The sequence below is a fragment of the Maribacter sp. R77961 genome, from assembly GCF_044594925.1.
Taxonomy (GTDB): domain Bacteria; phylum Bacteroidota; class Bacteroidia; order Flavobacteriales; family Flavobacteriaceae; genus Maribacter.
This window is the reverse complement of the sequence record NZ_CP138991.1, coordinates 1,576,087-1,601,644: the sequence shown is the minus strand read 5'-3', so window position 1 is coordinate 1,601,644 and position 25,558 is coordinate 1,576,087. Positions and strand designations below refer to the sequence as shown.

At 37.8% G+C, this 25,558-nt stretch carries 24 protein-coding genes; 7 read left to right on the top strand and 17 right to left on the bottom strand.

What is annotated here, in order from left to right:
* Nucleotides 1–15: 15 nt before the first annotated feature.
* The 5 genes from SJY09_RS06875 to SJY09_RS06855 are packed head-to-tail and all read left to right on the top strand — an operon-like array spanning nucleotide 16 to nucleotide 4,831.
* Complete coding sequence (locus SJY09_RS06875; RefSeq protein WP_396638222.1) at nucleotides 16–312, top strand: riboflavin synthase subunit beta; 297 nt, start codon at nucleotides 16–18, stop codon at nucleotides 310–312.
* Between the two features lie 2 nt (nucleotides 313–314).
* Nucleotides 315–2,171, top strand: coding sequence for a DNA mismatch repair endonuclease MutL (gene mutL, locus SJY09_RS06870; protein ID WP_396638221.1), 1,857 nt, complete (start codon nucleotides 315–317; stop codon nucleotides 2,169–2,171).
* The gene (locus tag SJY09_RS06865; protein WP_396638220.1) at nucleotides 2,172–2,915 is read left to right on the top strand and encodes a rhomboid family intramembrane serine protease; all 744 of its coding nucleotides are present in this window, start codon (nucleotides 2,172–2,174) and stop codon (nucleotides 2,913–2,915) included.
* Between the two features lie 3 nt (nucleotides 2,916–2,918).
* Complete coding sequence (locus SJY09_RS06860; protein WP_396638219.1) at nucleotides 2,919–3,797, top strand: rhomboid family intramembrane serine protease; 879 nt, start codon at nucleotides 2,919–2,921, stop codon at nucleotides 3,795–3,797.
* A 5-nt stretch (nucleotides 3,798–3,802) separates the two neighbouring features.
* Entirely contained in the window at nucleotides 3,803–4,831 is a 1,029-nt protein-coding gene (locus tag SJY09_RS06855) for an endonuclease/exonuclease/phosphatase family protein (protein WP_396638218.1), read from the top strand.
* On the opposite strand, the gene SJY09_RS06850 is transcribed toward SJY09_RS06855, so the two are convergent.
* The 9 genes from SJY09_RS06850 to udk form a co-directional block, all read right to left on the bottom strand.
* Entirely contained in the window at nucleotides 4,805–5,128 is a 324-nt protein-coding gene (locus SJY09_RS06850; RefSeq protein ID WP_396638217.1) for a DUF6122 family protein, read from the bottom strand. The genes SJY09_RS06855 and SJY09_RS06850 overlap by 27 nt on opposite strands.
* Nucleotides 5,121–5,750, bottom strand: coding sequence for a WbqC family protein (locus SJY09_RS06845; protein WP_396638216.1), 630 nt, complete (start codon nucleotides 5,748–5,750; stop codon nucleotides 5,121–5,123). Before SJY09_RS06845 ends, SJY09_RS06850 begins: the two co-directional genes overlap by 8 nt.
* Nucleotides 5,751–5,757: 7 nt before the next feature.
* Nucleotides 5,758–7,476 carry a signal peptidase I gene (gene lepB, locus SJY09_RS06840; protein WP_396638215.1) on the bottom strand — a complete coding sequence of 573 codons (1,719 nt, stop codon included), beginning with the start codon at nucleotides 7,474–7,476 and terminating at the stop codon, nucleotides 5,758–5,760.
* A gap of 108 nt (nucleotides 7,477–7,584) precedes the next feature.
* Entirely contained in the window at nucleotides 7,585–8,286 is a 702-nt protein-coding gene (dapB, locus tag SJY09_RS06835; RefSeq protein WP_396638214.1) for a 4-hydroxy-tetrahydrodipicolinate reductase, read from the bottom strand.
* 3 nt (nucleotides 8,287–8,289) lie between these two features.
* Entirely contained in the window at nucleotides 8,290–8,925 is a 636-nt protein-coding gene (locus SJY09_RS06830; RefSeq protein ID WP_396638213.1) for a DUF5683 domain-containing protein, read from the bottom strand.
* Nucleotides 8,918–9,823 carry a ParB/RepB/Spo0J family partition protein gene (locus SJY09_RS06825; RefSeq protein ID WP_396638212.1) on the bottom strand — a complete coding sequence of 302 codons (906 nt, stop codon included), beginning with the start codon at nucleotides 9,821–9,823 and terminating at the stop codon, nucleotides 8,918–8,920. The genes SJY09_RS06830 and SJY09_RS06825 overlap by 8 nt, the downstream gene beginning before the upstream one ends.
* Nucleotides 9,824–10,597, bottom strand: a complete 774-nt coding sequence (locus SJY09_RS06820; RefSeq protein ID WP_396638211.1) for a ParA family protein — start codon at nucleotides 10,595–10,597, stop codon at nucleotides 9,824–9,826. It abuts the gene before it with no gap.
* 167 nt (nucleotides 10,598–10,764) lie between these two features.
* Complete coding sequence (locus SJY09_RS06815; protein ID WP_396638210.1) at nucleotides 10,765–11,100, bottom strand: septum formation initiator family protein; 336 nt, start codon at nucleotides 11,098–11,100, stop codon at nucleotides 10,765–10,767.
* The gene (gene udk, locus SJY09_RS06810; protein WP_396638209.1) at nucleotides 11,100–11,714 is read right to left on the bottom strand and encodes a uridine kinase; all 615 of its coding nucleotides are present in this window, start codon (nucleotides 11,712–11,714) and stop codon (nucleotides 11,100–11,102) included. The genes SJY09_RS06815 and udk overlap by 1 nt, the downstream gene beginning before the upstream one ends.
* 107 nt (nucleotides 11,715–11,821) lie before the next feature.
* Between udk and SJY09_RS06805 the strand changes: the two genes are divergently transcribed.
* A complete protein-coding gene (locus SJY09_RS06805; protein ID WP_396638208.1) occupies nucleotides 11,822–13,039 on the top strand; it encodes a multidrug effflux MFS transporter in 1,218 nt (405 codons plus the stop codon).
* Between the two features lie 20 nt (nucleotides 13,040–13,059).
* Here SJY09_RS06805 and acs read toward each other — a convergent pair whose 3' ends face one another.
* From acs to nagB, 8 genes are all read right to left on the bottom strand, one after another.
* Entirely contained in the window at nucleotides 13,060–14,967 is a 1,908-nt protein-coding gene (acs, locus tag SJY09_RS06800; RefSeq protein WP_396638207.1) for an acetate--CoA ligase, read from the bottom strand.
* Between the two features lie 31 nt (nucleotides 14,968–14,998).
* Entirely contained in the window at nucleotides 14,999–16,693 is a 1,695-nt protein-coding gene (locus tag SJY09_RS06795) for a sodium:solute symporter family protein (RefSeq protein ID WP_396638206.1), read from the bottom strand.
* A 122-nt stretch (nucleotides 16,694–16,815) separates the two neighbouring features.
* Nucleotides 16,816–17,076 (bottom strand): DUF4212 domain-containing protein, encoded by a 261-nt coding sequence (locus SJY09_RS06790; RefSeq protein WP_396638205.1) that lies wholly within the window; start codon nucleotides 17,074–17,076, stop codon nucleotides 16,816–16,818.
* Nucleotides 17,077–17,112: 36 nt separating this feature from the next.
* On the bottom strand, nucleotides 17,113–18,189 hold the full coding sequence (locus SJY09_RS06785; RefSeq protein ID WP_396638204.1) for an anhydro-N-acetylmuramic acid kinase: 1,077 nt from the start codon (nucleotides 18,187–18,189) through the stop codon (nucleotides 17,113–17,115).
* Nucleotides 18,190–18,204: 15 nt separating this feature from the next.
* Nucleotides 18,205–19,776: a glycoside hydrolase family 3 protein gene (locus SJY09_RS06780; protein ID WP_396638203.1), complete on the bottom strand. Its 1,572-nt coding sequence runs from the start codon at nucleotides 19,774–19,776 to the stop codon at nucleotides 18,205–18,207.
* A complete protein-coding gene (locus SJY09_RS06775) occupies nucleotides 19,773–21,047 on the bottom strand; it encodes an MFS transporter (protein WP_396638202.1) in 1,275 nt (424 codons plus the stop codon). The genes SJY09_RS06780 and SJY09_RS06775 overlap by 4 nt, the downstream gene beginning before the upstream one ends.
* Complete coding sequence (locus SJY09_RS06770) at nucleotides 21,031–22,560, bottom strand: glycoside hydrolase family 10 protein (protein ID WP_396638201.1); 1,530 nt, start codon at nucleotides 22,558–22,560, stop codon at nucleotides 21,031–21,033. The genes SJY09_RS06775 and SJY09_RS06770 overlap by 17 nt, the downstream gene beginning before the upstream one ends.
* Before the next feature lie 119 nt (nucleotides 22,561–22,679).
* Nucleotides 22,680–24,605 carry a glucosamine-6-phosphate deaminase gene (gene nagB / locus SJY09_RS06765; RefSeq protein ID WP_396638200.1) on the bottom strand — a complete coding sequence of 642 codons (1,926 nt, stop codon included), beginning with the start codon at nucleotides 24,603–24,605 and terminating at the stop codon, nucleotides 22,680–22,682.
* Nucleotides 24,606–24,808: 203 nt separating this feature from the next.
* Between nagB and SJY09_RS06760 the strand changes: the two genes are divergently transcribed.
* Nucleotides 24,809–25,558: a DeoR/GlpR family DNA-binding transcription regulator gene (locus SJY09_RS06760; RefSeq protein ID WP_396638199.1), complete on the top strand. Its 750-nt coding sequence runs from the start codon at nucleotides 24,809–24,811 to the stop codon at nucleotides 25,556–25,558.

The window sequence follows — 25,558 nt, the reverse complement described above, 5'->3', positions numbered from 1 at the left end:
AAGTAACTTTGATTTATGGGTTTTCTTAGTAAAATAACAAGGTTGCGTAAAAATAGGCAGTACGGTTATCAGCCAAGATATTTTGATGATAAGGGAAAAGGTAATCCCTTTAAAATCGAAACAAAATTCGATCAATATAGAAGTACTCTATCCAATCAAAGAGGACTAAAAAATAAAATCAATAATGTCTTAGACGATACAAAGCGAAAAGGAGATCGTAATATTAAGCTTCGCATGACAGTTATTATTTTGGTACTCGTTTTTATATTCCTCTACATCATAGATTTTGATTTATCCATATTCTTTCCCTAAACATGGCAGATATAATTAGATTATTGCCGGATCATGTTGCCAATCAGATTGCAGCTGGGGAAGTGGTTCAAAGACCAGCTTCCGTAGTGAAGGAGTTATTGGAAAATGCCATAGATGCCAAAGCAACGGAGATAAAACTAATTGTTAAAGGTGGAGGCAAAACACTGATACAGGTTGTGGATAACGGTATAGGGATGAGTGTAACGGACGCTAGGTTAAGTTTTGAACGCCATGCGACATCCAAGATTACAAAGGCGGAAGACCTTTTTAATTTAAGTACCAAAGGTTTTAGGGGAGAAGCCTTGGCTTCAATTGCTGCAATAGCCCATGTTGAATTGAAGAGTAGGACAACTGATCAAGAAGTAGGTACGCATATTAAGATTGAAGGTAGTACAATTATAGACCAAGATGTTGCTGTTGTCCCAAAGGGTACTTCATTACTGGTGAAGAATTTGTTTTTCAATATTCCTGCCCGACGTAACTTCTTAAAATCTGACCAGGTAGAGTTTCGTCATATCACAGATGAGTTTCATAGGGTAGCGTTGGCACATCCACAGATAGGATTTCAATTTTATAATAATGGGGGCGAGGTATTTAATTTGCCCGCCAATGATCTAAGGAAACGTATTGTCCATATTTTTGGCAGAAAGACGAACGAGAAATTAGTACCGGTTCAGGAAGACACGCAAGTGGTAAAGATTTCTGGATTTATTTTAAAACCCGAGTTCGCTAAAAAAAGTAGGGGAGAGCAGTTTTTCTTTGCTAACAATAGGTTTATAAAGAGTCCTTATCTACATCATGCGGTTCTCGGAGCTTTTGAAGGATTAATAAAACCGGGTACGCATCCGGGTTATTTTCTTTGTTTAGAAGTAGATCCCGGTACTATTGATATTAATATACACCCAACAAAAACAGAGGTTAAGTTTGACGATGAGCATACCCTATATGCCTATTTAAAATCAACTATAAAGCATAGTTTGGGACAGTTTAATGTTATACCTGCACTGGATTTTGAGCAAGACCCCAATCTAGATACGCCTTACGCCTATAAAGGTAAGGCGGCTAATACTCCTCATGTTACGGTAAATTCAAATTTTAATCCGTTCAGGGAAGTCGCAAGTACCGGTAAATCTGTTGGTGCTGCCAGTACCTATACTAAAAAGAGTTCTAAGGGCTGGGAAAACCTCTATGAGGGACTGGAAATAGCTACTCCAAATCATAAGCCTAGTACCATATCTTTTGAATCCGAGCATATAAACAATACTATATTTGATGCTAATAAGGACTTAAAAGATGCTGTTACACCAACATTTCAGCTTCGTAAAAAATACATTGTTACTACTATAAAATCTGGAATGGTGGTCATTAATCAAAGTAGGGCACATCAACGTGTGCTGTATGAAAAATTTTTAAGGAACATTACCATAAAGGAAGCTGTAAGTCAGCAATTATTGTTTCCACTTTCCTTATCTTTTTCAAAGGCAGAATTGACTATTCTTAAGGAAATAAAAGAGAGTCTTTGTGCTGTTGGTTTTGTTTTCGGAGCCATAGTCGAAGAAGCTGTAGAAGTGAAAGGAGTACCGGTGCAAGTAGCAGAAAGTGAAGTACAAATGGTTATGGAGCAGTTGATATCGGATTTTCAAATGGAAATTTCTGACAATAGCTTCTCTCAAAGCGACATGTTAGCAAAGACACTTTCTAAAACCTTATCCGTAAAGACTGGTGAGCAGTTAGACGAAGCTTCTCAATTAGCTTTAGTAAACGACTTGTTCGCCTGTAAGGAAACTACCTTAAGTCCTTTTAATAAACGAACTTATGTGACGATTAGTGAAAATGATATTGAAAGAAAATTTATATAGATGGGTAGATTAACGGATGCTATTAAGCACTTACTTATAATTAATATCTTATTTTTTGTAGCTACCAGTATATATGGTGACCAGATGTATCAATGGTTTTCTTTATGGTTTCCTAAGAACGAAAATTTTGGTCTATGGCAAATACTATCCCACATGTTCATGCACGGCGGTTTAATGCATATCGCCTTTAATATGTATGCCCTGTATGCCTTTGGCTCTCCGCTTGAGCAAATGTGGGGAAAGAATAAGTTTTTTTTCTTTTATTTCTCAGCGGGACTCGGTGCAGCGCTTATTCATACCGGTGTAAATTATTACCATTTTAATGAAGGTATGACGGCCCTTGTGGAAGCTGGTTTGTCTCAAAGTTCAGTAATGGATATTATCTCTAATGGACAGTATAGCCCCGAATGGTATAATATTGCTGATAAATCTACTATAGAAAACTTTTTAAGTGCCTATAATACACCAGCTGTAGGCGCCTCAGGCGCCATTTATGGCGTTTTGGTCGCTTTTGGTATGTCTTTTCCAAACAGCGAGTTGTTCTTGATTTTTCTACCCGTTCCTATTAAAGCAAAATACTTTATTCCTGTTTTAATTGGGTTAGATTTGTTCTCTGGCGTAACCGGTTATAGTTTATTTGGACAAGGAATTGCACACTTTGCTCACGTTGGAGGAGCCTTGTTCGGGTTTTTAATGATGTGGTACTGGAAAAAAAATCAGTTTAATAATAATAGATGGAATTAGCAGATGGCAGATGGAAATTTAAAATATCAATTTAATAGGCTAAATATTGCAGAAAAACTGATTGCCATAAATGTTATCGTATTTCTGGTCAATAGTCTTTTTCCTTTTTTATTGGGAATATCCAAGAATAGTATTGTGCAATGGTTTGAGTTGCCGAATGATTTTTTTGATTTTCTTGTACAACCCTGGTCTATAATTACCTACTCTTTTTTTCATGGTGGTTTTGGTCACTTATTTTGGAATATGTTGCTCATTTACTTTGTAGGTAGAATATTCTTAAACCTATTTGATAGCAGACGCTTTCTTAATGTTTACTTCTTAGGGGTTATTCTAGGTGGGTTGTTTTTTGTAGTGGGATATAATATTTTCCCAGCTTTTTTCAATATTAATGCGTATTTGATAGGAGCATCGGCTGGTGCAAGTGCAATTTTAATTTTCATTTGTACCTATATGCCTAATCAAGAAGTACGCCTCATATTTTTTAATGTCAAGCTTTGGTACATTGGTGCTTTCGTAGTTCTTATGGATTTAATTCAGCTGCCATATGGTAGTAATTCTGGAGGTCATTTGGCGCACTTAGGTGGCGCGCTATTGGGGTATTGGTATGCAAGACAATTATTGAACGGCAAGGATATAGGCGTTGGTTTCTCTAAATTGATAGATAGCCTTGCGAACCTCTTTAAAAGAAGCGAAAGTAAGGCTCCCCTAAAAACGGTTTACAGAAAAAACAATGCTACTACAAAATCGACAAAAGCGGCTTACGAGAAGCAAAGTCACCAGAAGAAAATTGACGCTATTCTAGATAAAATCAGTAAATCTGGTTATGAAAGCTTGTCAAAATCGGAAAAGGATTTCTTGTTCAAAGCAGGAAAGGAGAACTAAACTTCATGAAGAAGCTCTCATTTTTTGGTAAAATAGTCTACGGGCTTAATATACTTATTGCGGTACTTTTGTTGGTAGCCTGTATCGTTCCTTTTACGCCATTACCCAGCTTTTCATTTTTAAGTCTAGTGGTGCCTTTACTGGTCATATTTAATGTTGTGTTCCTATGTTATTGGCTGCTAAGAAGAAAGCTCCTTTTTACGACCTCATTAGTGTCTTTACTGATTGGGTATTTTGCGTTAGGCTCTTTTGTGGAGTTTGGAAAACAAAAGGTTATGAATGCTGGGGAAGGTCTTAAAGTCATGACCTTTAATTCTTTAAATTTTAATGGCAATGATAATAAACAAAGAGGTGAAAATGCAGAGGATATTATAGGTTTCGTAGAAAAGGAAAATCCCGATATCGTTTGTTTTCAAGAGTTTGACATTAGAAGAAGGCATGGTAATGACTTTGATCAATTTCCATATCAGTATTTAAGCAAGGGGTCCAATAATACTGATAATAGGGTTTTATTAGCTATATTTTCAAAAAAGCCAATTGTAAATGAAGGTGTTTTAGATTTTCCAGATAGTCGTAATAATGCTATTTATGCAGATATCGTTGTTAAAAAAGATACTTTGCGTGTTTACAACTTGCATCTAGAATCTTTAAAAGTAAGACCCGGGATGCTAAAAAAAGAACGGTCGGATAGACTTTTTAGACGGCTACGGTATTCTTTTTCGAAACAACAGGAACAAGCTGTCATTTTTAGACAGAACGCCAATACTAATAAATATTCCAAAATAGTATGTGGAGATTTTAACAACACCCAATTTTCAAATGCTTATCGTATAATTAAGGGTGATATGAAGGATAGTTTTTCCGAACAGGGTAGTGGGTACGGTAAGACCATTAATTTTTGGCACTTTCCTTTGCGCATAGACTTTATTATGGCAGACCCTGAATTGGAAATAATAGGGCATCAAAATTATGAACTGAACCTATCAGATCACGAACCAGTTACGGCTTTAATTAAACTTTCCTCCAATAAATAAGCAATCTACAACATCTGCCAGCATATGTATTAAGAAAGAAATGCCCCATAATCGGCTCTTTCTAAAAAAAAGTAGTAATACATATAGTATGATTGCCCAATAACTGTGAAGGGGATGAAAATTAATACTACAACGCGAAGCATCAAATATGGGATTGGCCAATAAATGGTCGATATCCAATACGATACCTAGCAAAAGTATTAAGGCTACCTGCCATCTATTTTCTTTGAAAAAAAAATATGCTATGACCAATGGAAGGATAAAATGAATACCGTAGTGTGCAATAAACCTAATCATGTAATGGTTTCAAAACTATATGCTTCAAGTAGTCCATGGCTTCTGGGCCTAGGTTAAATAGCACATCTAAAACACTTAAATTGGAAATAAAACCATGTCGGTCTCCAAATACTTGAACATATTCCGGGGCCTTAAAATTCAGTTTTGTCTTTGCATTGGCTAAAAACCTAAAGTCCGCCATGTGCTCTGGTTTTCTAATGTACTCTTTGGTTCTATTTACAGCTAAATCAATTTGTAGGCATTCGCATACGGTTTCTATGGTCTTGATGTTAAAATCCATAAGAAACTCTTGCTTCATGTCGTACAAGGGTCTAATATCGTCTTCATAATATTCAAAAAAAGGAGAGGTCCTGTAAGCGGTCTCCAATGTGCGCCAATGTTGTCGTTGCCAAGGATAGGTGTTATCAACTTTAACGTTCCGGTAGCTTTGTCTGCCACTTTGATCTCTGGTATGTGCAATAGGTATACTTAAGACGTGTAAGCCTCTATCAGTACAGATATGGGTTCTATTTCTGAAGGTTTGTTTTTGATAGTTGTCAAAGAATTCCCAAATAATAGTATCTGACAATAAAACACTAAAAAAAGCAATGTTAGGAAAATACGTTGGGTGAAGTAGTTTCATGAAAAATCTACTTTGTCGATTTTTTCTTTTTCCAGAACCAATTACCAACGAAATATATACCTAGTAATATTAAAAAATACTTTAGATAGGACTGCGACTGACCTTCACCATTTATGGTTGTAAAAATCCGGTCCCAGCGTGGCTTCCACTCTAAAGGTCCGTTAGGGTTGCCTTTGCTGTCCACGAAATTGTCAAAACTCATCCAAAGAAAAATAGGGGTGCCCACAATATGGTTCTCCGGCACATATCCCCAAGCACGACTGTCTTCCGAGTGATCACGATTATCTCCCATCATCCAATAGTAATCTTGTTTAAAGGTATATGTGTCTACAACTTTACCATTTAGACTTATTTGATTTCCTGAAACACTGATTTCATTTTTTTCGTAATCCCGAATAATCTTTTTGTAAAGTGGAAGTACTTTTAAGTTCAAAGGAACTGTAGCTCCCTTCTGCGGAATGTATAATTTTCCCATATGGCTATAATTCCAAGGATAGTCAGGACTTTGCGGAAACAGATTTACTCCTCTTCTTCCCTCTGGATTTATTTGCTGCACCACAGAGTCTATGGTCGCGTCCTTCCGCAAATTACTCACCATGTCAGCTGTTAAGGTAGCCTGTCTCTGTCTATCCGTTACTTCTCTTAGGGCCAAACCATATTTTTTAATGGTATTTGCAGGTATCCCCGCGCCCTTGGTGTAAAGTTCTAACTGACCGTTTTCGGCCTGATTATATCCTAATAAATACTGATTTACGGCCTGGGCTTGTTCCTGATTCAAAGGATTGGATAAATATTTTCTAGTAAATTCAGTAATTCCGATTTTATCTAATAATCGTGAAGAAACCCCTTTAGAACTATAAATCATATAGTCATACTGTGTTTTTGCACTTCCAGGAAGGTCTAGCTGTTCTCCATTTACGAACACATACCCATTGCGTACTTCTAAGGAATCTCCTGGAAGGCCCACACATCTTTTTACGTAATTAGACTTTTTATCTATGGGTTTTTTGACTCCTTTTTCTTTTTTAAAGAATATACGTACCGTATCTGCCGGCCAACTAAAAACTACAATATCATTTCGGTCTACTTTTGTAAACCCAGGTAGCCTAAAATACGGAAGTTGAGGCTTGTTTAAATAGGATTTGACACCAACTACGGGTAGGGTGTCATGCACCATTGGCGCTGCAACTGTAGTCATTGGAGTTCTTGCTCCATAATGAAACTTACTTACAAATAGGAAATCACCTATCCTTAATGTTCGTTCTAATGATCCTGTAGGGATTACGTAGGGTTGAATAAAATAAGTGTGTACCAAAGTAGCGGCTACCACGGCAAAAACTATAGAGCTCACCCATTCTCCCAAAGCTGTTTTTGGTTGTAAACTTCTATTCTCGATATATTTTACATCCAACGCGTAATTTACATAGTATATATAAAAACCTAATGTAAACACTACTAACCATGATTCTAACAAACTGTTTCTGCCATAACTGCGAATAGTCTCTACCCAAATAACAGGAAACATTAGAAGGTTTATAATAGGAATGAACAGTAGAATAACCCACCATTTAGGCCTATTTATAATTTGCATTAAAACAATTGCGTTATAGATTGGTATGGCCGCCTCCCAAGCTTTTCTACCCGCTTTAACATAGAGTTTCCATGTTCCTAGAAAATGGATAACCTGTACAATCAGAATAAAAATAATCCACTGGGTACCGTTCATAAATAAAGTTTTTATAGTTCGTTGTTTCTAATGCTTTGTGTGATTTTATTGCCCAATCCAAATTGTAATTGAAACATAGGTCTTAAAAGACAAAAATAGTTACTTTTTTTAACCAAGGTTTAACACATCTCGCATGGAAAAAACTCCTGTTTTTCCAACAATCCACTCAGCTGCTATTACCGCGCCTTCTGCGAAACCTTCTCTATTGTGAGCTGTATGTTTTATTTCAATGCTATCCACCTTACTTTGATATTCTGTAGTGTGGGTTCCTGGTGTATCTCCTATGCGTTTTGAGTATATGGGAATATAATTAGGAGCTTTTTCATCTAATTTCCATCCTTTGTATTCGGAATTCTCCTGAATACCTTCTGCGAGGGTAATGGCCGTTCCGCTAGGGGCATCTAATTTTTGAGTATGATGTATTTCTTCTAAGCTTACATTGTATTGCTTAAGAGGATTCATCATCTTAGCAAGTTTGGAGTTGAGTTCAAAAAACAAGTTTACACCTAAACTAAAGTTAGAAGCGTAGATAAAGGCACCTTTTTTTTCTTTACAAAGGCTTACAGCTTTGTCATAATCATCTAACCAACCTGTGGTGCCCGATATAATTGGGATATTATTTTCAATACATTTAGTAATGTTTCCAAACGCTGCATTCGGCATACTAAAATCGATGGCCACGTCTATATTGGAAAAATCGATATGAGTGGTATCGATATCAATTTTAGCGGTAATCTGGTGATTTCTGTCTAGGGCTACACGCTCTATCATCTGTCCCATTTTACCGTAACCAAAAAGCGCAATCTTCATTTTTTAAAATTTAATAGTTAGTGCCATGCCGTAATTTGGGTCATTTGTAATTGGATTTAGGTCTAAGTATGGCTCAAAATCAAAACTTAAATCATCGTCTATGTTGAATTGTTTTAGATGGGCATCTACGTTGGCATCAACTATATTAAGGGCGTATAACGCTATAGAAACAACCAGCCAAAGATCGCGATCTTCTTGGAATCGCTCCTGTTGATTTTCTAAGATGTCTTGGTCTAAAATGGGTGTAGGCCCTTCTCCAAAAAATTCATCATCCGTGAAACCGGCTTGCCTTCTTTTAAAAGCAGTCCTAAATCGTTGGTAGTTGTCATTATTCCAAGTATAGGCGTAAATACTACCACCGATAGCACCCCAAACAATTGGAACTTTCCAATATCTTTTATTATAGATTTGCCCAAGCCCAGGAATAGCAGCGGAATAGAAGGCTGCCTTACTCGGTGCTAACGGGTTTAGTACTTTTTTCTTTTTGAACAGGGAGTCCTGCATAACAACTCCGTTTTCTCTTAATGTAGTTTTTAAGCTATCTGTTTCGGAAGTTATTTCTGCTTCATTTTCCTCTTGCGCCTGAATGAACTGACAAAAAGAACATGAAATCAGTAAGATTATCAAGAGTTTATTCACCCGTAATAAGATTTATCAATCTTTCAAATTCTTCTTTAGATCTAAAAGGTATCGTTATTTTTCCTTTAGAACTCCCAGAAGTATTAATATCTACAGGAACGGCCAAATGTGCTGCTAGTTCCTTTATTCCCTTGTGCACATAACTAGGTGTGGTTTTTTCTACCACAGGCATCGCTTTATCATCCTCTATGTTGGCTTTAAAGCGTTTTACGGCATTTTCCGTATCCCTAACGGATAAGTTTTGACCAACAATTTTTTCGTATAATGCTATCTGATCTTGAGGTGTGTCAATATTTACCAATGCTCGCCCATGACCCATACTTAAGAACCCGTCTCTCATACCTGTCTGAATAATTGGGTCAAGTTTTAGAAGTCTTAGGTAATTGGCAATAGTAGATCTTTTCTTTCCAACACGTTCGCTAAGTTTTTCTTGGGTTAAACTTATTTCATCTATCAATCTTTGGTATGAAAGTGCAATTTCTATTGGGTCTAGGTCTTGGCGTTGAATATTTTCTACCAATGCCATTTCCAGGGATTCTTGGTCATTGGCAATCCTGATATATGCAGGAATGGTTTCTAGTCCTAATAGCTTGGAAGCTCTAAATCTACGTTCGCCCGAGACCAACTGGTATTTATTGAAACTTAATTTTCTGACCGTTATAGGCTGAATAACGCCTAATTCCCGTATAGAAGTTGCCAGTTCCTGTAAATTCTCTTCGTTAAAATTTGAACGGGGCTGAAAAGGGTTCACTTCAATAAGCGCTAAATCTAACTCAATGATATTTCCTACCACTTTGTCGGCATTCTTGTCCGAAGCGGATTGGATATCGTTTTCAGGGTCTTTTAGTAACGCGGAGAGCCCTCTTCCCAGTGCTTGTTTTTTAGTAGCTTTTGCCATTTAAACTGTCTGCTTATTTTTCTTAATTACCTCATTGGCCATATTAAGGTAATTTGTTGCTCCTTTACTAGAAGCGTCATATTTTATAATACTTTCCCCATAACTTGGAGCTTCGCTTAATCGTACGTTTCGTTGTATGATGGTATCAAAAACCATATCGCCAAAATGCTTACGAACCTCTTCTACCACCTGATTCGATAAGCGTAATCTTGAGTCGTACATCGTCAATAGCATGCCCTCTATATCTAATTCCGGGTTATGCAGACGTTGTATGCTTTTAACGGTGTTTAATAATTTACCAAGGCCTTCCAACGCAAAATATTCGCATTGTATTGGTATTATCACCGAGTCTGCTGCCGTTAGGGCATTTAAAGTAAGTAAACCAAGGGAAGGAGCGCAATCAATGAGAATATAATCGTAATCTTCTTTAAGCTCTAAAATGGCCTTCTTCATCATATACTCTCGCTCTTCTTTATCCACTAACTCAATCTCGATGGCCACTAAATCTATGTGAGCTGGTATTAAGTCAACGTTTGGAGAAGTCGTTTGTATAATGGTTTCTTTGGCGGTCTTGGTATGTTCTAAAAGTTGATATGTACCCAATTCAACACCGTCCACATTTATTCCTAAGCCTGAAGTGGCATTTGCTTGGGGGTCTGCATCGATTAACAATACCTTTTGCTCTAGCACACCTAGCGAGGCAGCTAAGTTAACGGTGGTGGTTGTTTTACCAACACCACCCTTTTGATTTGCAATAGCAATTATCTTGCTCATGTGAATAGTAAGTTAGTTTGTAAAAATACGATTATTTACGGGGTATGGGAAAGGATTTTGTTAACACTAGGTGAATAACCGATACGTTTTACTAAAAACCATGTTAAACTTTTAATTATTAAGTACTTAGGGTTTTAGAGTGGTCTATTTTAGAGCTGAAAGTACTACTATTGGTTTTCTATAGAAGCTTTTAAACTATCTTGATATTCAATTAGATAAATTTCTTCGTTCTTCTTTTTAAGATAGTATTCCTCCCTTGCGAATTTCATAAGTTCCTGTTCGTCAGATAATTTTTCTATAATTTTTTTATCCTTGCTAATCTCCTTTTTTAAGAAATCTTGGGTTTTCTCCAATTTTTTAATTTCTTTCTTAAGCTCTAAGTGAATGAGTAGTGAGTTGGTGTCAAAGAAAACCATCCAAACAACAAAAGCAGTAAGTACCAATACGTACATATTGGTAAGCACTTTAAACCATTTTTTATTTTTAAGTTCTTTCAAGCCCATTAGTTCTCAGCTAATTTTTCGTTGATAATACTGCGCACTATTTCTACTGCGACGGTATTATATTTATTATTGGGAATAATGATGTCCGCGTATTCTTTCGTTGGTTCTATAAATTGGTCGTGCATGGGCTTAATGACGGACTGGTATTTTTCCAAGGTCTCGTCCAGATTCCAACCACGTTCGTTCACATCTCTCTTTAATCTTCGAATTAAACGTTCATCGGTATCTGCATGTACAAAAATCTTTATATCGAACATGTTCCTGATTTCAGGATTGGTCATAATCAAGATGCCCTCTACAATCATCACTTTCCTAGGGTGCGTAGGAATCGTTTTTTTCGTCCTATTACATTCTAAAAAAGAATAAACAGGTTGCTCAATGGATTCGCCTGTTTTTAATTTCTTTAAATGTTCGGTCAGTAATGAGAAATCAATGGAGTTTGGATGGTCAAAGTTGGTTTTTCTTCGCTCCTCTAAACTTAAATGGGAAAGATCGTTATAGTAAGAATCCTGGGAAATAACACCGACTTCTTCATTGGGAAGTTCATTGATAATTTGATTTACCACAGTAGTCTTCCCGCAACCTGTTCCTCCTGCAATTCCAATAATAAGCATCCAACGTTATTTTGAACAAAAATACAGATTAACGAATCAATTTTCTACTAAACTTAAAAATGAACTTTTATAAGCGACCTTAAGGGGTTTAGAATTACTTTTGCGCAATGCAAAAAGATCAGGTAAAACCAAATTTTGAATTTATAGCTTTAATGGCTTCTTTGATGTCTATTGTAGCCCTTGCTATAGATGCGCTTTTACCTGCCATAGCTGAAATTGGAGTTGCTATTAATAGTTTGGACCCAACCGATAATCAGTTGCTTATTGTCATGATTTTTCTTGGTCTTGGCGTGGGGCAATTATTTTTTGGACCTTTATCGGACAGTTTTGGTAGAAAGCCAGTAGTCTATTTTGGTTTTGTGCTATTTGCCTTGGCAAGTGTGATCTGTGTTTTAGCACCTTCTTTAGAGTGGATGGTAGTTGGTCGTATTTTGCAGGGGATTGGACTTTCCGCTCCAAGAACAATTAGTATCTCTATTATCAGGGATACGTACAGTGGAGATTATATGGCCAGAATTATGTCTTTTGTAACCGCATTTTTTATTTTAATACCTGTAGTAGCTCCCGCCATTGGGAAACTTATACTGGACAGTATGGGTTGGGAGGCTATATTTTACATGCAGTTGTTTTTTGCATTATTGATAGGGGTTTGGTTTTGGAAAAGACAGCCTGAGACGCTAAAACCGCAATATAAAGTTCCCTTTTCAGGAGCTATATTTTTAATGGGAACCAAGGAAGTTTTTAAATATAAAGAAACTGTTTCTTGTACTATAATTTCAGGTTTAATTACGGGTTCATTTCTTGTTTACTTGAGTTCGGCGCAACATGTATTTGAAGACCAATATCATTTGAAAGAATCTTTTCCTTACATATTCGCAGGCCTAGCTATTGCTATTGGGTTGTCCACATTTTTAAACGGCACTTTGGTGCTTCGATTTGGAATGCGAAAATTGGCCTTGTTCGCCCTATCTGGTTTTACCTTTATTGCGCTAAGTTATGTGCTGTTGTTCTGGGGCAAAGCCAACCCTAGTATAGGGGTTTTGGTACTATTTCTTTCTTGCCTTTTTTTCTGTCTAGGATTCGTATGGGGCAACCTAAGGTCTATTGCAATGGAACCTATAGGTCATATAGCAGGCATAGGCGCAGCGATAACAGGATTTATATCAACTATACTATCCATACCAATTTCTTTGTATGTTGGCAGTTTTGTACAAGATACGGTCTGGCCACTTTTTGTGGGCCTAGGTGTTTGCGGTTTATTGGCGCTTATGATTTTTACGGTCTTTGCAAATCGTAAGAACTACCAAGTGCAAGCGAATACGTAATGCGAATGACTTCCTATGTTCTAAAGTGAATTATCCATAATTTCTTTAACCACCTCAGGATTTAATAAGGTACTTGTATCCCCTAAATTAGAAGTGTCCTTGCCAGCTATTTTCCGCAGTATACGGCGCATAATTTTACCACTTCTTGTTTTTGGAAGTCCTGGCACAAACTGAATTTTATCTAGCTTGGCAATAGGGCCGATCTGTTCCGTTATTTGCTGGTTAATTTCTTTTTTTAAATTATCTCGATTTCTATCTTCTCCTATTTCTTTTAGAATGACGTAACCATAAAGGGCATTCCCTTTAACATCATGTGGAAATCCTACGATGGCAGATTCAGCTACCGCCGGGTGCTCATTAATAGAGTCCTCTATTGGAGCCGTTCCTAGATTATGGCCAGAAACAATGATGACATCATCTACACGTCCTGTAATACGATAATAGCCTACCGCATCTCTTAAGGCACCGTCACCCGTAAAATACATATTCTCATAGGCGGAAAAATAAGTGTCTCTGTAGCGTTCATGATTGCCCCATATGGTTCGCGCCATGGATGGCCAAGGGAATTTAATGCAAAGTCTGCCATCTACTTGGTTGCCTTTTATTTCTTTCGCATGCTCATCCATTAGTGCGGGTTGTATACCAATGAATGGTAGAGTGGCATAGGTAGGGGTAGTGGGCGTTACATAGGGTATAGGTGTTATCATTATACCACCTGTTTCTGTTTGCCACCAAGTATCTACGATAGGGCTGTTTTTTTTACCAACATTATTATTGTACCAATGCCATGCTTCTTCGTTTATGGGTTCGCCAACCGATCCTAAGACCTTTAAACTAGAAAGGTCATATTTTTCTACAAAATCTAAATTTTCCTTTGCAAGTGCCCTGATGGCGGTTGGGGCCGTATAAAACTGCGTTACTTTATGTTTTTGAACAACATCCCAAAACCTTCCAAAGTCCGGGTAGGAGGGAACACCTTCGAACATTACCGTTGTAGCTCCATTTGCTAAGGGTCCGTAAACAATATAGGAGTGGCCAGTGATCCAACCGATATCAGCAGTGCACCAATAAACATCTTCTTCTTTATATTGAAAAACATTTTTGAAGGTATAGGCCGTGTAAACCATATAACCAGCTGTTGTATGTACCATGCCTTTTGGTTTTCCTGTAGATCCAGAGGTATACAAGATGAATAAGGGGTCTTCTGCATTCATTATCTCAGCAACATGGTCTGCATAGGCATTGTCCAATAAGGGCTGTAGCCATTCGTCACGACCTTGTTTCATTTCAATAGTGCTATTGATTCTTTTGGCTACCAAAACCGATTGTACTCCCGCGCAATCTTCAAGGGCTTTATCTACGATTCCTTTTAAATCGATAGTTTTTGCACCCCGGTAAGAACCATCAGAGGTAATGACCATTTTACAATCTGAATCATTGATACGTGTTGATAATGCATTTGCCGAAAAACCGGCAAAAACTACCGAATGTATGGCTCCGATACGTGCACAAGCTAAAACCGATACGGCCAGTTCTGGAATCATAGGAAGATAGATACACACACGATCCCCTTTTTTAATGCCTTTTTCTAAAAGCACATTTGCCATTCTGCATACCCGTTCGTGTAACTGATGATAGCTAATGTGTTCCGCTTCTTCTTTGGGGTCGTTGGGTTCAAAAAGAATAGCGGTTTTATCACCACGGGTGGGTAAATGGCGGTCTAAACAATTTTCGGTAATATTTAATTGCGCACCTTCAAACCACTTTACCTCAGGTTTGGAAAAATCCCAGCTGAGTACCTTATTCCATCTTTTACGCCAAACAAAGTGTTCTTCGGCTATTTCTTCCCAAAATGCTTCTGGATTTCGAACCGATTTACGGTACACTTGATAATACTCTTCTAAATGTTTTATGTGGTAATTACTCATCTTAAAAAATAGATTTTAACTAAAATAATAATTAATGGTCGGATGCTTCACCTGCGCCACTTGGAATTCTAATATTTTCTACAATATCCTGCACGTTTTGAGGTGGGCTAGGCGTAAATTGAAGTATGATTATGGCTACTATAAAATTAGCGAGCATAGCTATACTACCAAAGCCTTCAGGAGATATTCCAAACCACCAATCGGCCTGCGTTCCTCCACCGAACCAACCAAATTTGAACTTGGTCATATAGAATAACATCAATAAAATACCGACGACCATACCAGCGATAGCTCCTTCTTTGTTCATTTTTTTGTAAAAGATACCAAGAACTATTGCCGGGAAGAATGAAGCTGCCGCCAGGCCAAATGCCAAAGCGACTACCGCAGCAACAAATCCGGGTGGATTTATTCCGAAATACCCTGCAATAATTACTGCAACAGTAGCAGCACCTCTTGCCGCCCAGAGTTCTCCTTTTTCTGAAATATTTGGACGAAAAACTTTTTTTATCAAATCGTGAGAAACGGATGCGGATATTACCAGTAACAAACCTGCCGCTGTAGATAGTGCTGCAGCAAGTCCGCCAGCCGCCACCAACGCAATTACCCAAGCGGGTAGATTGGCAATTTCTGGGTTGGCCAGTACCATTATATCCCTGTCTACAATAAGTTCATTTTTTTCAGGATCAGCAAGGTATTGAATAAGACCATCGTTGTTCTTGTCCGTGAAGCTTAATAAACCTGTAGTTTCCCAGTTTTTGAACCATTCTGGCATGGAACTGTATTCCTTATTGCTTACGGTATTTATCATATTCGTTCTGGCGAATACGGCAACGGCAGGAGCCGTGGTATATAAAATAGCAATTAGTAAAAGTGCCAGTCCGGCAGATTTTCTGGCATCTTTCACTCTTTTTACCGTAAAAAAACGAACGATGACATGTGGCAACCCTGCTGTACCTACCATTAATGCCAGTGTAATGGCAAATACGTCCGTTACAGATTTTGAACCATCCGTATACGCGTTAAATCCAAGTTGGGTCGAAAGTCCGTCTAGCTTATCTAGTAAATAAGTTCCCGAACCATCTGATAGGGTAGTGCCCATACCTAGTTGCGGAATAGGGTTTCCCGTCATTTGAATAGAAATAAAAATAGCAGGTACCATAAAAGCAAAAATCAATACACAATATTGTGCTACTTGGGTATAGGTGATTCCTTTCATACCACCAAGTACTGCATAAAATAATACGATAATCATACCAATGATCACACCTGTGTTGATATCTACTTCAAGAAAACGTGAGAATACCACACCTACGCCTCGCATCTGTCCTGCGACGTAGGTAAAAGAGACAATAAGTGCACAGATAACGGCAACTATGCGTGCCGTTTTTGAATAGTATCGGTCACCGATAAAATCAGGAACCGTGAATTTTCCGAATTTGCGGAGGTAAGGAGCTAGCAAAAGCGCTAAAAGTACATAACCACCCGTCCAACCCATCAGGTATACAGAGCCGTCATATCCTGCAAAAGCGATAATGCCCGCCATTGAAATGAAAGAAGCCGCTGACATCCAATCTGCTGCCGTGGCCATACCATTTGCTAGTGGTGAAACTCCGCCACCAGCCACATAAAATTCTTTTGTAGAGCCGGCTCTAGACCATATTGCAATTCCTATGTAAAGGGCAAAGGTTATTCCGACAAGTAAATACGTCCAGGTTTGAACAGTCATTTGGTGGTTTTTTGGTTATTTAGTGTTTGTTTCCTGTTGTTCGTTGTTAGTTCTTCTTTTTTCGTTGTTCGTTAATTGTTTTTCGTTGTTTGTTATTAGAATTATTTTTTGCTAACTGCTAACTATTCATCATAACCATATTTTTTATCGAGTTTGTTCATAAGCCGGACGTAAACAAATATGAGTACTACAAAAACATATATAGCTCCTTGCTGGGCAAACCAAAAACCTAATTTAAAGCCTCCTAACTTTATACTATCCAAGGCGTCTTTGAATAAAATACCTGCTCCGTAAGATACCAAGAACCAAATGGTGAGAAGAACAAAAAGATACCTCACATTTTCTTTCCAATAGGCCGTTGCTTTTCTTTGTTTTTCTGACATTTTATTATTTTTTCTTTCGCTTTTTATTTAAATCTATTAATTAGGGAGGTAAATAACACCGCTGGAAGAATCTCGTTTTGCGCCTGTTACTGAACTTAGTACGTTTATTTTGCGTTCTATGCGTAAAGCACCCATCAATGCGAATACAAGCGCCTCTTTAAATTCTATCAAAATCGGTTCTGGAACAATTACAGTAGTCTGTTCTCCAAGCTTTTCCTTTAAAATATCAATTAGAAAAATATTCAGGGCTCCCCCACCGGTAACCAATACTTGTTGTTCGTCATTTCTGGAGTTGAGTTGTATTTGTTGCGCAACTTTTTCACAGATGTGATGTATTGCTGTGTGCAAAAGATTTTCTACACTATCCTTGGTATCCTCCACAATAGGCACTACTTCTTCTAAAAACCACTCGTACCCTATAGATTTTGGATGTGGTAAGAGGTAATACTTTAAATCATTAAGACGTTGCAACATAACGGAATTGATTTTACCCGACCTTGCCATTTCGCCACCTTGGTCATAGGCCAACCCTATTTTTTGAGTAATATAATTCAATATCATGTTCGCCAGACCAATATCATAGGCAATACGCTTGTTTTTTAGTTCAAATGAAATGTTACTGATACCTCCTAGGTTTAAGCAAAAATCGTAGGCGCCAAAAAATAAGTGATCTCCAATAGGCACCAAGGGTGCTCCTTGACCACCTAATGCCAAGTCGTTTGACCTAAAATCACAAATGACCCTTGTAGCGGCCGCATTGGCCAGATGCTGTCCCGAACCCATCTGAAAGGTCAATCCCAATTCTGGTCTATGATGTGATGTATGTCCGTGACTTGCAATATAATCTACTTCGAGTTTTTCTTCTTCAATGAAGTTTTTTGCCTGTTCGCCCAGCCAAGTACCATAGGTGTTATGAAATCCAAGTAAACGCTCTGCCGATAGATGAATGGAATCTTTAAGCTCCAATTGCAGCTCCTCCGTGTAGCTTACACTTTTAGTATTCTTTATTTTATACTCCCATTTCCCGTTGATATCTTCTAAATGGCAGTAAGCAAGATCTAATCCATCTAAGGAAGTACCGGACATTAGTCCTAGAATCTTATATTTTTTCATATCGGTTAAAACAATTTAAAATGCGTTAGCTTTTAGTTGAAACGGTAATTTTCCCATCGCTTTTGTCTTGCCTAAAAAATGGGAGGTAGCAACTTCTTGAAATTCAGAAAAATCTTGATATACCACTACAGTTGCTAGTGATTTTTCTAGTTCAAAGTGTTTCAAGGCATATGGATTCCCATAATGATAGAGCACTACTTTCTTTTCTGCCAATAACTGATTGACGAAGTTAATTTCCTCTTCTAAAAAACCAAAGTTATCTACTGGTTTTACGTGTGGTGGAGTTAGTAATAGAAGTACTTCATTCTCTCTAGAGACCTCGGATTTTAAAAGTGCTAACGACGCTAAGATTTCTGCGCTGGTTTCCTTTTCATTAAATCGTTTAAAGGTTACAGTACAAAAGTCCGTATTTCTGAATTCAGCTATTTCCTTATCAGAACCTTTTAAGAGGGTGAGACTTTTTTCCGCAATTGCGTAATTTAGGTTTTTTGCCTCCCAATTTGGTGCAGAAGTATCATTACTGTTCTTTACATTATTTATGGCTTTTTCTTTTAGTTTCCAAACACGCTGAAAGCTTTCGTTAATTTGATTTTCGTAAGCGTTCTCCAAGATTCTTTCAATACCCTCTTTGGTATGTTCCGCAAAGCATAAGACGTCATTTCCAGCATCAAATGCCAACCATTCTAATTCACCAGGCACAGGATAGTTTTTTGAAACTGCATGCATATTTAGCGCATCGGAGATAACTACGCCTTTAAATTGCATTTCTTCTCTTAACACCCCTTTGATTATATTTTTTGAAATGCTTGAAGGCATATTTTCGTCCATTGAAAGAGCAGGAACGGATAAATGGCCTACCATTACACTATCTACTTCTTCATTTATTAATTTTTGAAACGGATATAGTTCATTTTCAAGTAGTTCTTCTTTTGATTTATTGATGACGGGAAGCCCCAGATGCGAATCTGTTGCCGTATCTCCATGGCCGGGAAAATGTTTAGCACTCGTCAAAATACCTTCACTCTCCGTGCCTTTTACGTATGCAATGGATTTTGAAGTAACGCTCTCCCTGTTATCTCCAAAAGAACGGTAACCAATTACAGGATTCCTCGGATTATTATTTATATCCGTAACAGGGGAAAGATTCCAATGGATACCTGCGCTTTTACAATCCTTGGCAATGTTTTTCCCTACTTCATAGATTAGTGATACATCGTCCTGGATGGCTCCAAGTGTTATGGCATACGGGTATTTTGTTGTATTTTCTATACGCATAGCCAGGCCCCATTCGGCGTCTATAGCTATTAGAAGTGGATATTTTGAAATTTTTTGATACCTGTTAATTAGGGATTTTAGAACCTCTAGACTATTTTCATTGTATACAACGGGTTTTTTTCCTTCGTAGTTGGTGGCCGCACTAGCTCTTGAATGGAAAAAGCAGATACCTCCTATGGCATGTTTTGTTATAAGTGACTCAAGTTCTTGAACCTCCTCTTCTGTATCATTAATAAATGCCGCAGGCATAAAAAGTTGCCCAACTTTTTCTTCTAATGAAAGTTGTTTCTCAGCACTAAAGTAATCCATCATAATTTATCTTCTGCTTTTGCCTTACCAAAATTTGGGGGATATTTTATAAACTTCAATAATATAAATGCCGGTAGTGCCGCTACTACTACCCAAATAAAGAATCCATCGTAACCTAACCACTCTTGCATAAAACCACTGATTAATCCGGGCAACATCATCCCTAATGCCATAAATCCAGTTGCTAGGGCATAATGAGAGGTTTTTGAATTTCCTTCAGCCACATAAATGAGATATACCATAAAACCAGCGATACCAAAACCATAGCCAAATTGTTCCACAATTACGGTTCCTGTCACGGCCCAAGCTTCAGTAGTTCCCGTTAATGCTAATATGGCATAAAGTGCGTTGGGAGCGTTAAGGGAAATAAGCATGGGTAGCATCCATTTTTTTAAGCCATCCCTTGATATTAATATACCTCCTAAAATACCTCCAACGGTTAAGAAAACGACGCCTATAGTACCGTAAATTGTCCCTACTTCTGAAGTACTATATCCAAGACCTCCTACCGATGTCGGGTCCAATAGAAAGGGCGAGGCCATTTTAACTAATTGCGATTCCCCAAGTCTAAAGAATAGAATAAAAGTGATGGCCATTCCCATACCCGGTTTTTTAAAGAATGAAACAAAAACCTCCCAAAACCCCTTAGGTTTCTCTAGGACGATAGCATCCGAACTTTCAAATTTTGGTGTGGCGATGAAATTTGTTAGCGTCATGAAGAGCATAATAGAACCGGCGCAAATCATCGTGTAGGACCATGCCTTGGTATTATCACCATATTTGTTTTCTAAAAATCCTGCAAGCACCACAAGTAACCCTTGTCCTGTGACATTTGCCAATTTGTAGAATACGCTTCGCATGCCAACGAAGAAAGACTGATTGTCCTCGGTTAAGCCGATCATATAATAACCATCGGTAGCAATATCGTTTGTAGCAGAGGCAAAAGCTACCATCCAAAAACAGGCTAAGCTGGTTACAAAGAAAATGTTGGTTGGCAGTGTTAACCCGATTGCTAAAAGTGCCACTGAAGCCAAAAGCTGCATTCCTAAAAACCAATTACGTTTGGTGCTTTTTAAATCAACAAACGGGCTCCACAAGGGTTTAATGACCCAAGGCAAATACAATAAACTAGTGTATAAACCTAGGTCAGCATTACTAAAACCCAATCTTTTGTACATAATAACGGATACTGTTACTACCAAGGCGTATGGTAAACCTTGCGCAAAATAGAGTGTCGGGACCCAGGCCCAGGCCCATTTATTCTTCTGAATCATGCTGGTTAATTTCCTTTAAATGTAAAACAACTGGTCTGGTTTCTCTTCCATATCTATCTAAAAATGAAAGTCCAAAGTAATTTCCTGATATTTTATCCTTTGGAATTCTTATAATTTTCGATTTCTTGGTTATAAGAATTTTCTCCAGTAACTTTTTTATCGGATACTCAGGTTTTACCTTTCGGCCAGATTTGTACAACAAAGCATATTGGTATTTTTCTTGATTAAGAATCGTGAAATTCACATTTTCGGAATCTTGTGATTGTAGCACAAGTTTTACTTTGTTTATTGGATTTGTATTTTTTTTCTTGATGGGTGTAAGTGAAGGTCTACTATATAGTTTCCTCTTGATATATTGCGTTACGTCCGTATTATTGTTAAGTAAAGATTTAGCACTGAATAGAATGTTTCCATCTATTTCTGGAGTCTCGCGGGCTAATTTTAATTGATTTGGTAGTTCTTTTTTATCTGACCACGCTTCATCGTTATTATTTCTAACCTTATAGGCCCCATTACCAATATACAGCTTGGTGTCATTGTTATTTCTTGCCCACCAGTCAACTATCGTTTTGTGTGATGCCACTGGCAGGTCCATGCTCCAATATACTTGCGGGGCTAAATAATCTATCCAACCCTCTTTCATCCAAAGTAAAGGGTCTGCGTATAGGTCCTCATAAGTAGTTTGCCCTGCTTTAGTAGCGGAGCCTTTTGGATCTGTCGAATTATTTTTCCATACTCCAAATGGACTAATTCCGAATTGTACCCATGGTTTTATCGATTTTATGGTTCGATGCGTATTTTTCACCAAAGAATCTATGTTACTACGCCTCCAGTCATCTAAAGATTGGTTTTCTTGGGCGTAGGTGTTATAAGATACAGAATCATTAAAAACGGCATCTTTTATCTTGTAAGGGTAGAAATAATCATCAAAATGAATAGCATCTATATTATAATTAGCAACTATTTCTGCGATAATTTTTGAAAATTGAGTTCTTACTTCCGGAAGTCCAGGGTTGTAGTAATTTTTTTTACCGTAATGTATCATCCATTCCGGATGCGTGCAATAATCATGGGTTTCACTAAGTATTTCAAAATCCTCATCAAATGTGGCACGATACGGATTTAACCAAGCATGAAATTCCATACCTCTTTTATGTGCTTCCAAAATCATCCAGGCTAAATTGTCTTCGCTCCAGTTGGGTTCTTTTCCTTCTACCCCGGTAAAAAACCTGGACCACGGAGCAAATTCTGAGGGGTAGAATGCATCCCCGGCCGCTCTAATCTGGACGATAACAGCATTATAATTCTGTTGTTGGTAAAAGTTCAATATTTTTAAGAAGTCGGCCTTTTGTTTATCGGCCGTGTCATTGCCATTTTTTGGCCAGTCTATATTTACGACTGTGGCTATCCAAACCCCTCTAAACTCTCTTTTTGGACTTTTCTCAAAAGAATTGAAAACCCCACAAGAGCTAAGGCTAAGAAGTATAAGAAGCAGTTGAAAGCGTTTTGACATAGTGTGGAAAGAGCCTATTTATGCACTAAAATAAGCCTTTTTTATCATAGATTTATTGGCATCGTCAATGGGTTTAATGTAAAGCAGCGGGCCCAAGATAGTAGGTAGTTTGCTACGAATCAAAATTTATGTCTTACAAATGCTTCCATGGCTGCATATGAAGCCATTCCTAGTGCTTTGTACTTGTTTGCCGTATCTCTGTTGCGTTCTTCAGCCCTCATCCAGAATTCTCTTGAATCATCGCCTTGGAACATTACACCATCCTTCTGTGATTGATGACAGAATATGGCATTTCTCTTTTTCATTACTTGGCTAGGACTCATAGGAACCGCCATTTCAATTTCATTAATATCCCACTCATGCCATGCGCCTCTGTATAGCCATAACCAACATTCTTCCATAAAAGATTCGGTTTGTAGCCTCTTCATTGCTTCCAACACGGCGTCTAAGCATACTTTATGCGTTCCATGTGGGTCTGCAAGGTCTCCCGCAGCAAAAATTTGATGCGGTTTTATCTGTTGTATCACATCCATCATGATGATAATATCATCTTCAGAAAGATTATTTTTTTTGATGGTGCCCGTTTCGTAAAAAGGTAAATCCAAAAAGTGAACATTGGTGTCTTTTAGCCCCATATACCTCGTGGCCGCATAAGATTCGCCTCGTCTGATATTCCCTTTTAGACGCCTTACTTCACTGGAATCTAGCCTACTTTCATTTTTTTGAGAAATAGCATCTATAATTTTCTGAGCTTTTTCGGAAGGATGTATCTGCATGGCAATTTCAGCATACTTTCGCGCATCGGTATCCGATACGGCAATGTTCCCAGAAGTTTGATATACGATATGTACTTCGTGCCCTTGTTCTACCAGCCTATCAAAAGTTCCTCCCATGGAAATAACATCATCGTCCGGATGTGGACTGAAAATGATTACACGCTTTTTTACCGGTGTTGCTCTTTCCGGACGGTTGGTATCATCTGCATTTGGCTTTCCACCTGGCCAACCGGTAATGGTATGTTGTAGTTTATTGAACATCTTTATGTTCAAATCATAAGAATCTTCTAATGCCAATAGATCGGCCATGCCATTATCATTGTAATCTTTATCTGTTAAACTCAATACCGTTTTTCCTGTTTTTTCGCAAAGCCACACCATAGCTTTGGAAATAAGTTCTTCTGTCCATTCGCAAGTATCCACCAACCAAGGTGTTTCGTTTCTGGTAAGTTTGCTTCCTGCACCCTTGTCCAAAACGAACGTACAGTTCTTATGTTCTTGTAAATATGTTGCCGGAACGTGAGATGAAATATCACCTTCAATCGTTTTTTTAATTATACCTGCTTTATTTTCACCCCAACCTAGGAGCACAATCCGTTTCGCTTTCCGTACGGTAGCAATTCCCATTGTGATTGCTTTTCTTGGAACGTTGTCAATTCCCAGAAATGAAGGAGCTGCATCAACTCTAGTGATATGGTCCAGTGTAATTACCCTAGTTCCGGAATTGAAGTGAGACCCAGGCTCGTTAAACCCAATATGTCCGGTACGCCCAATTCCCAAGAGTTGAAAATCGAGACCGCCATGCTCCTTGATTTTTCTCTCGTAAGACAGGCAATAAGTCACTGTTTTATCACTAGCAACCGTACCATCGGGGATATGAACGTTTTCCGCAGGGATGTCTACATGGTTGAAGAGGTGTTCGTGCATAAAGTAGTAGTAACTCTGTATGTTACTTTTCTCCATCGGTAAGTATTCATCTAGATTAAAGGTTATTACGTTGTTAAAACTTAAACCTTCCTCTTTGTGTTGGCGCACGAGTTCTTCATAAACCCGAATAGGGGAGGAGCCCGTGGCTAAACCTAGCACGCAATTCTTTTTTTGTGCTTGTTTTTTTCTGATAAGGTCGGCGATTTCTTCAGCAACCCTAATAGAGGCTTCGTTAGAATCTGAGAAAATAACATTGTGAATTTTCTCATAGCGGGTCTCTTCAAATTGACCTACGGGTTGATAAGTAATAGCAGTACGTTCTTTAGTTTCAATACTTTTCATACCAGATGAATAACGGATTATTTATAAATTAAAATCAAGCAAATATATGCAATAAATTTATTTATTGCTGTTTTGTGCAATATAATTTGCTGTTTTTTGCTTTAATTAAGAATTAATTAATAATATGTTTACATATAACTGTATAAAGCTGCAAATGAATTATTTGATTATCTTTGCATTAGTTTAAAGAACGATGCGCCATAATGTTAAAGGAAGAACGACAGCAGACCATATTAAATGAAGTTGAACTTCATAATCGGATTCTATTGACTGACATAGCAGAAACTCTTGATGTTTCTATTGATACTGTTAGAAGAGATGTTAAAGAATTGGATGCAGAAAAAAAATTGCGGAAGGTCCACGGTGGGGCAATTTCGTTGGGTTTTACAACCAATAGTGCTAGAAACAACAACATATATGCCCTAGAGGATAAAACCACTATTGCTAATAAGGCGATTACCATGCTCAATGACGGTGCAGTAATTTTTATTGACGGAGGCACCACTTGTTTGGAAATGACAAGACTTATTCCAGATACACTCCACCTTACCTGTTTCACGATTAGTTTACCCGTAGCTATGGAGCTCTCTAGCAAACCTAATGTCACTGTTATATCCATTGGAGGTCAAATAGCTAAAGAAGCCCAGATTTCCATTGGTGCTAATGCTATTCATAACCTGTCCGAGATTCGAGTAGATTATTCTTTTATAGGTACAGGTTATGTAGATGCTATATATGGATTAACAGAATTTGATTGGGATATTGTGCAAATAAAAAAAGCGGTTATCAAGGCATCGAAAAAAACAGTTTTACTATCAATTTCCGAAAAATTGAATTCCCAGCATCGGTATAAAACATGTGATATCAACACTATTAATACCATGATTACGGAATTGGACCCGGAAGATAAACTCCTTATTGCTTTTAAAAATAACGATATTAGAATACTATAA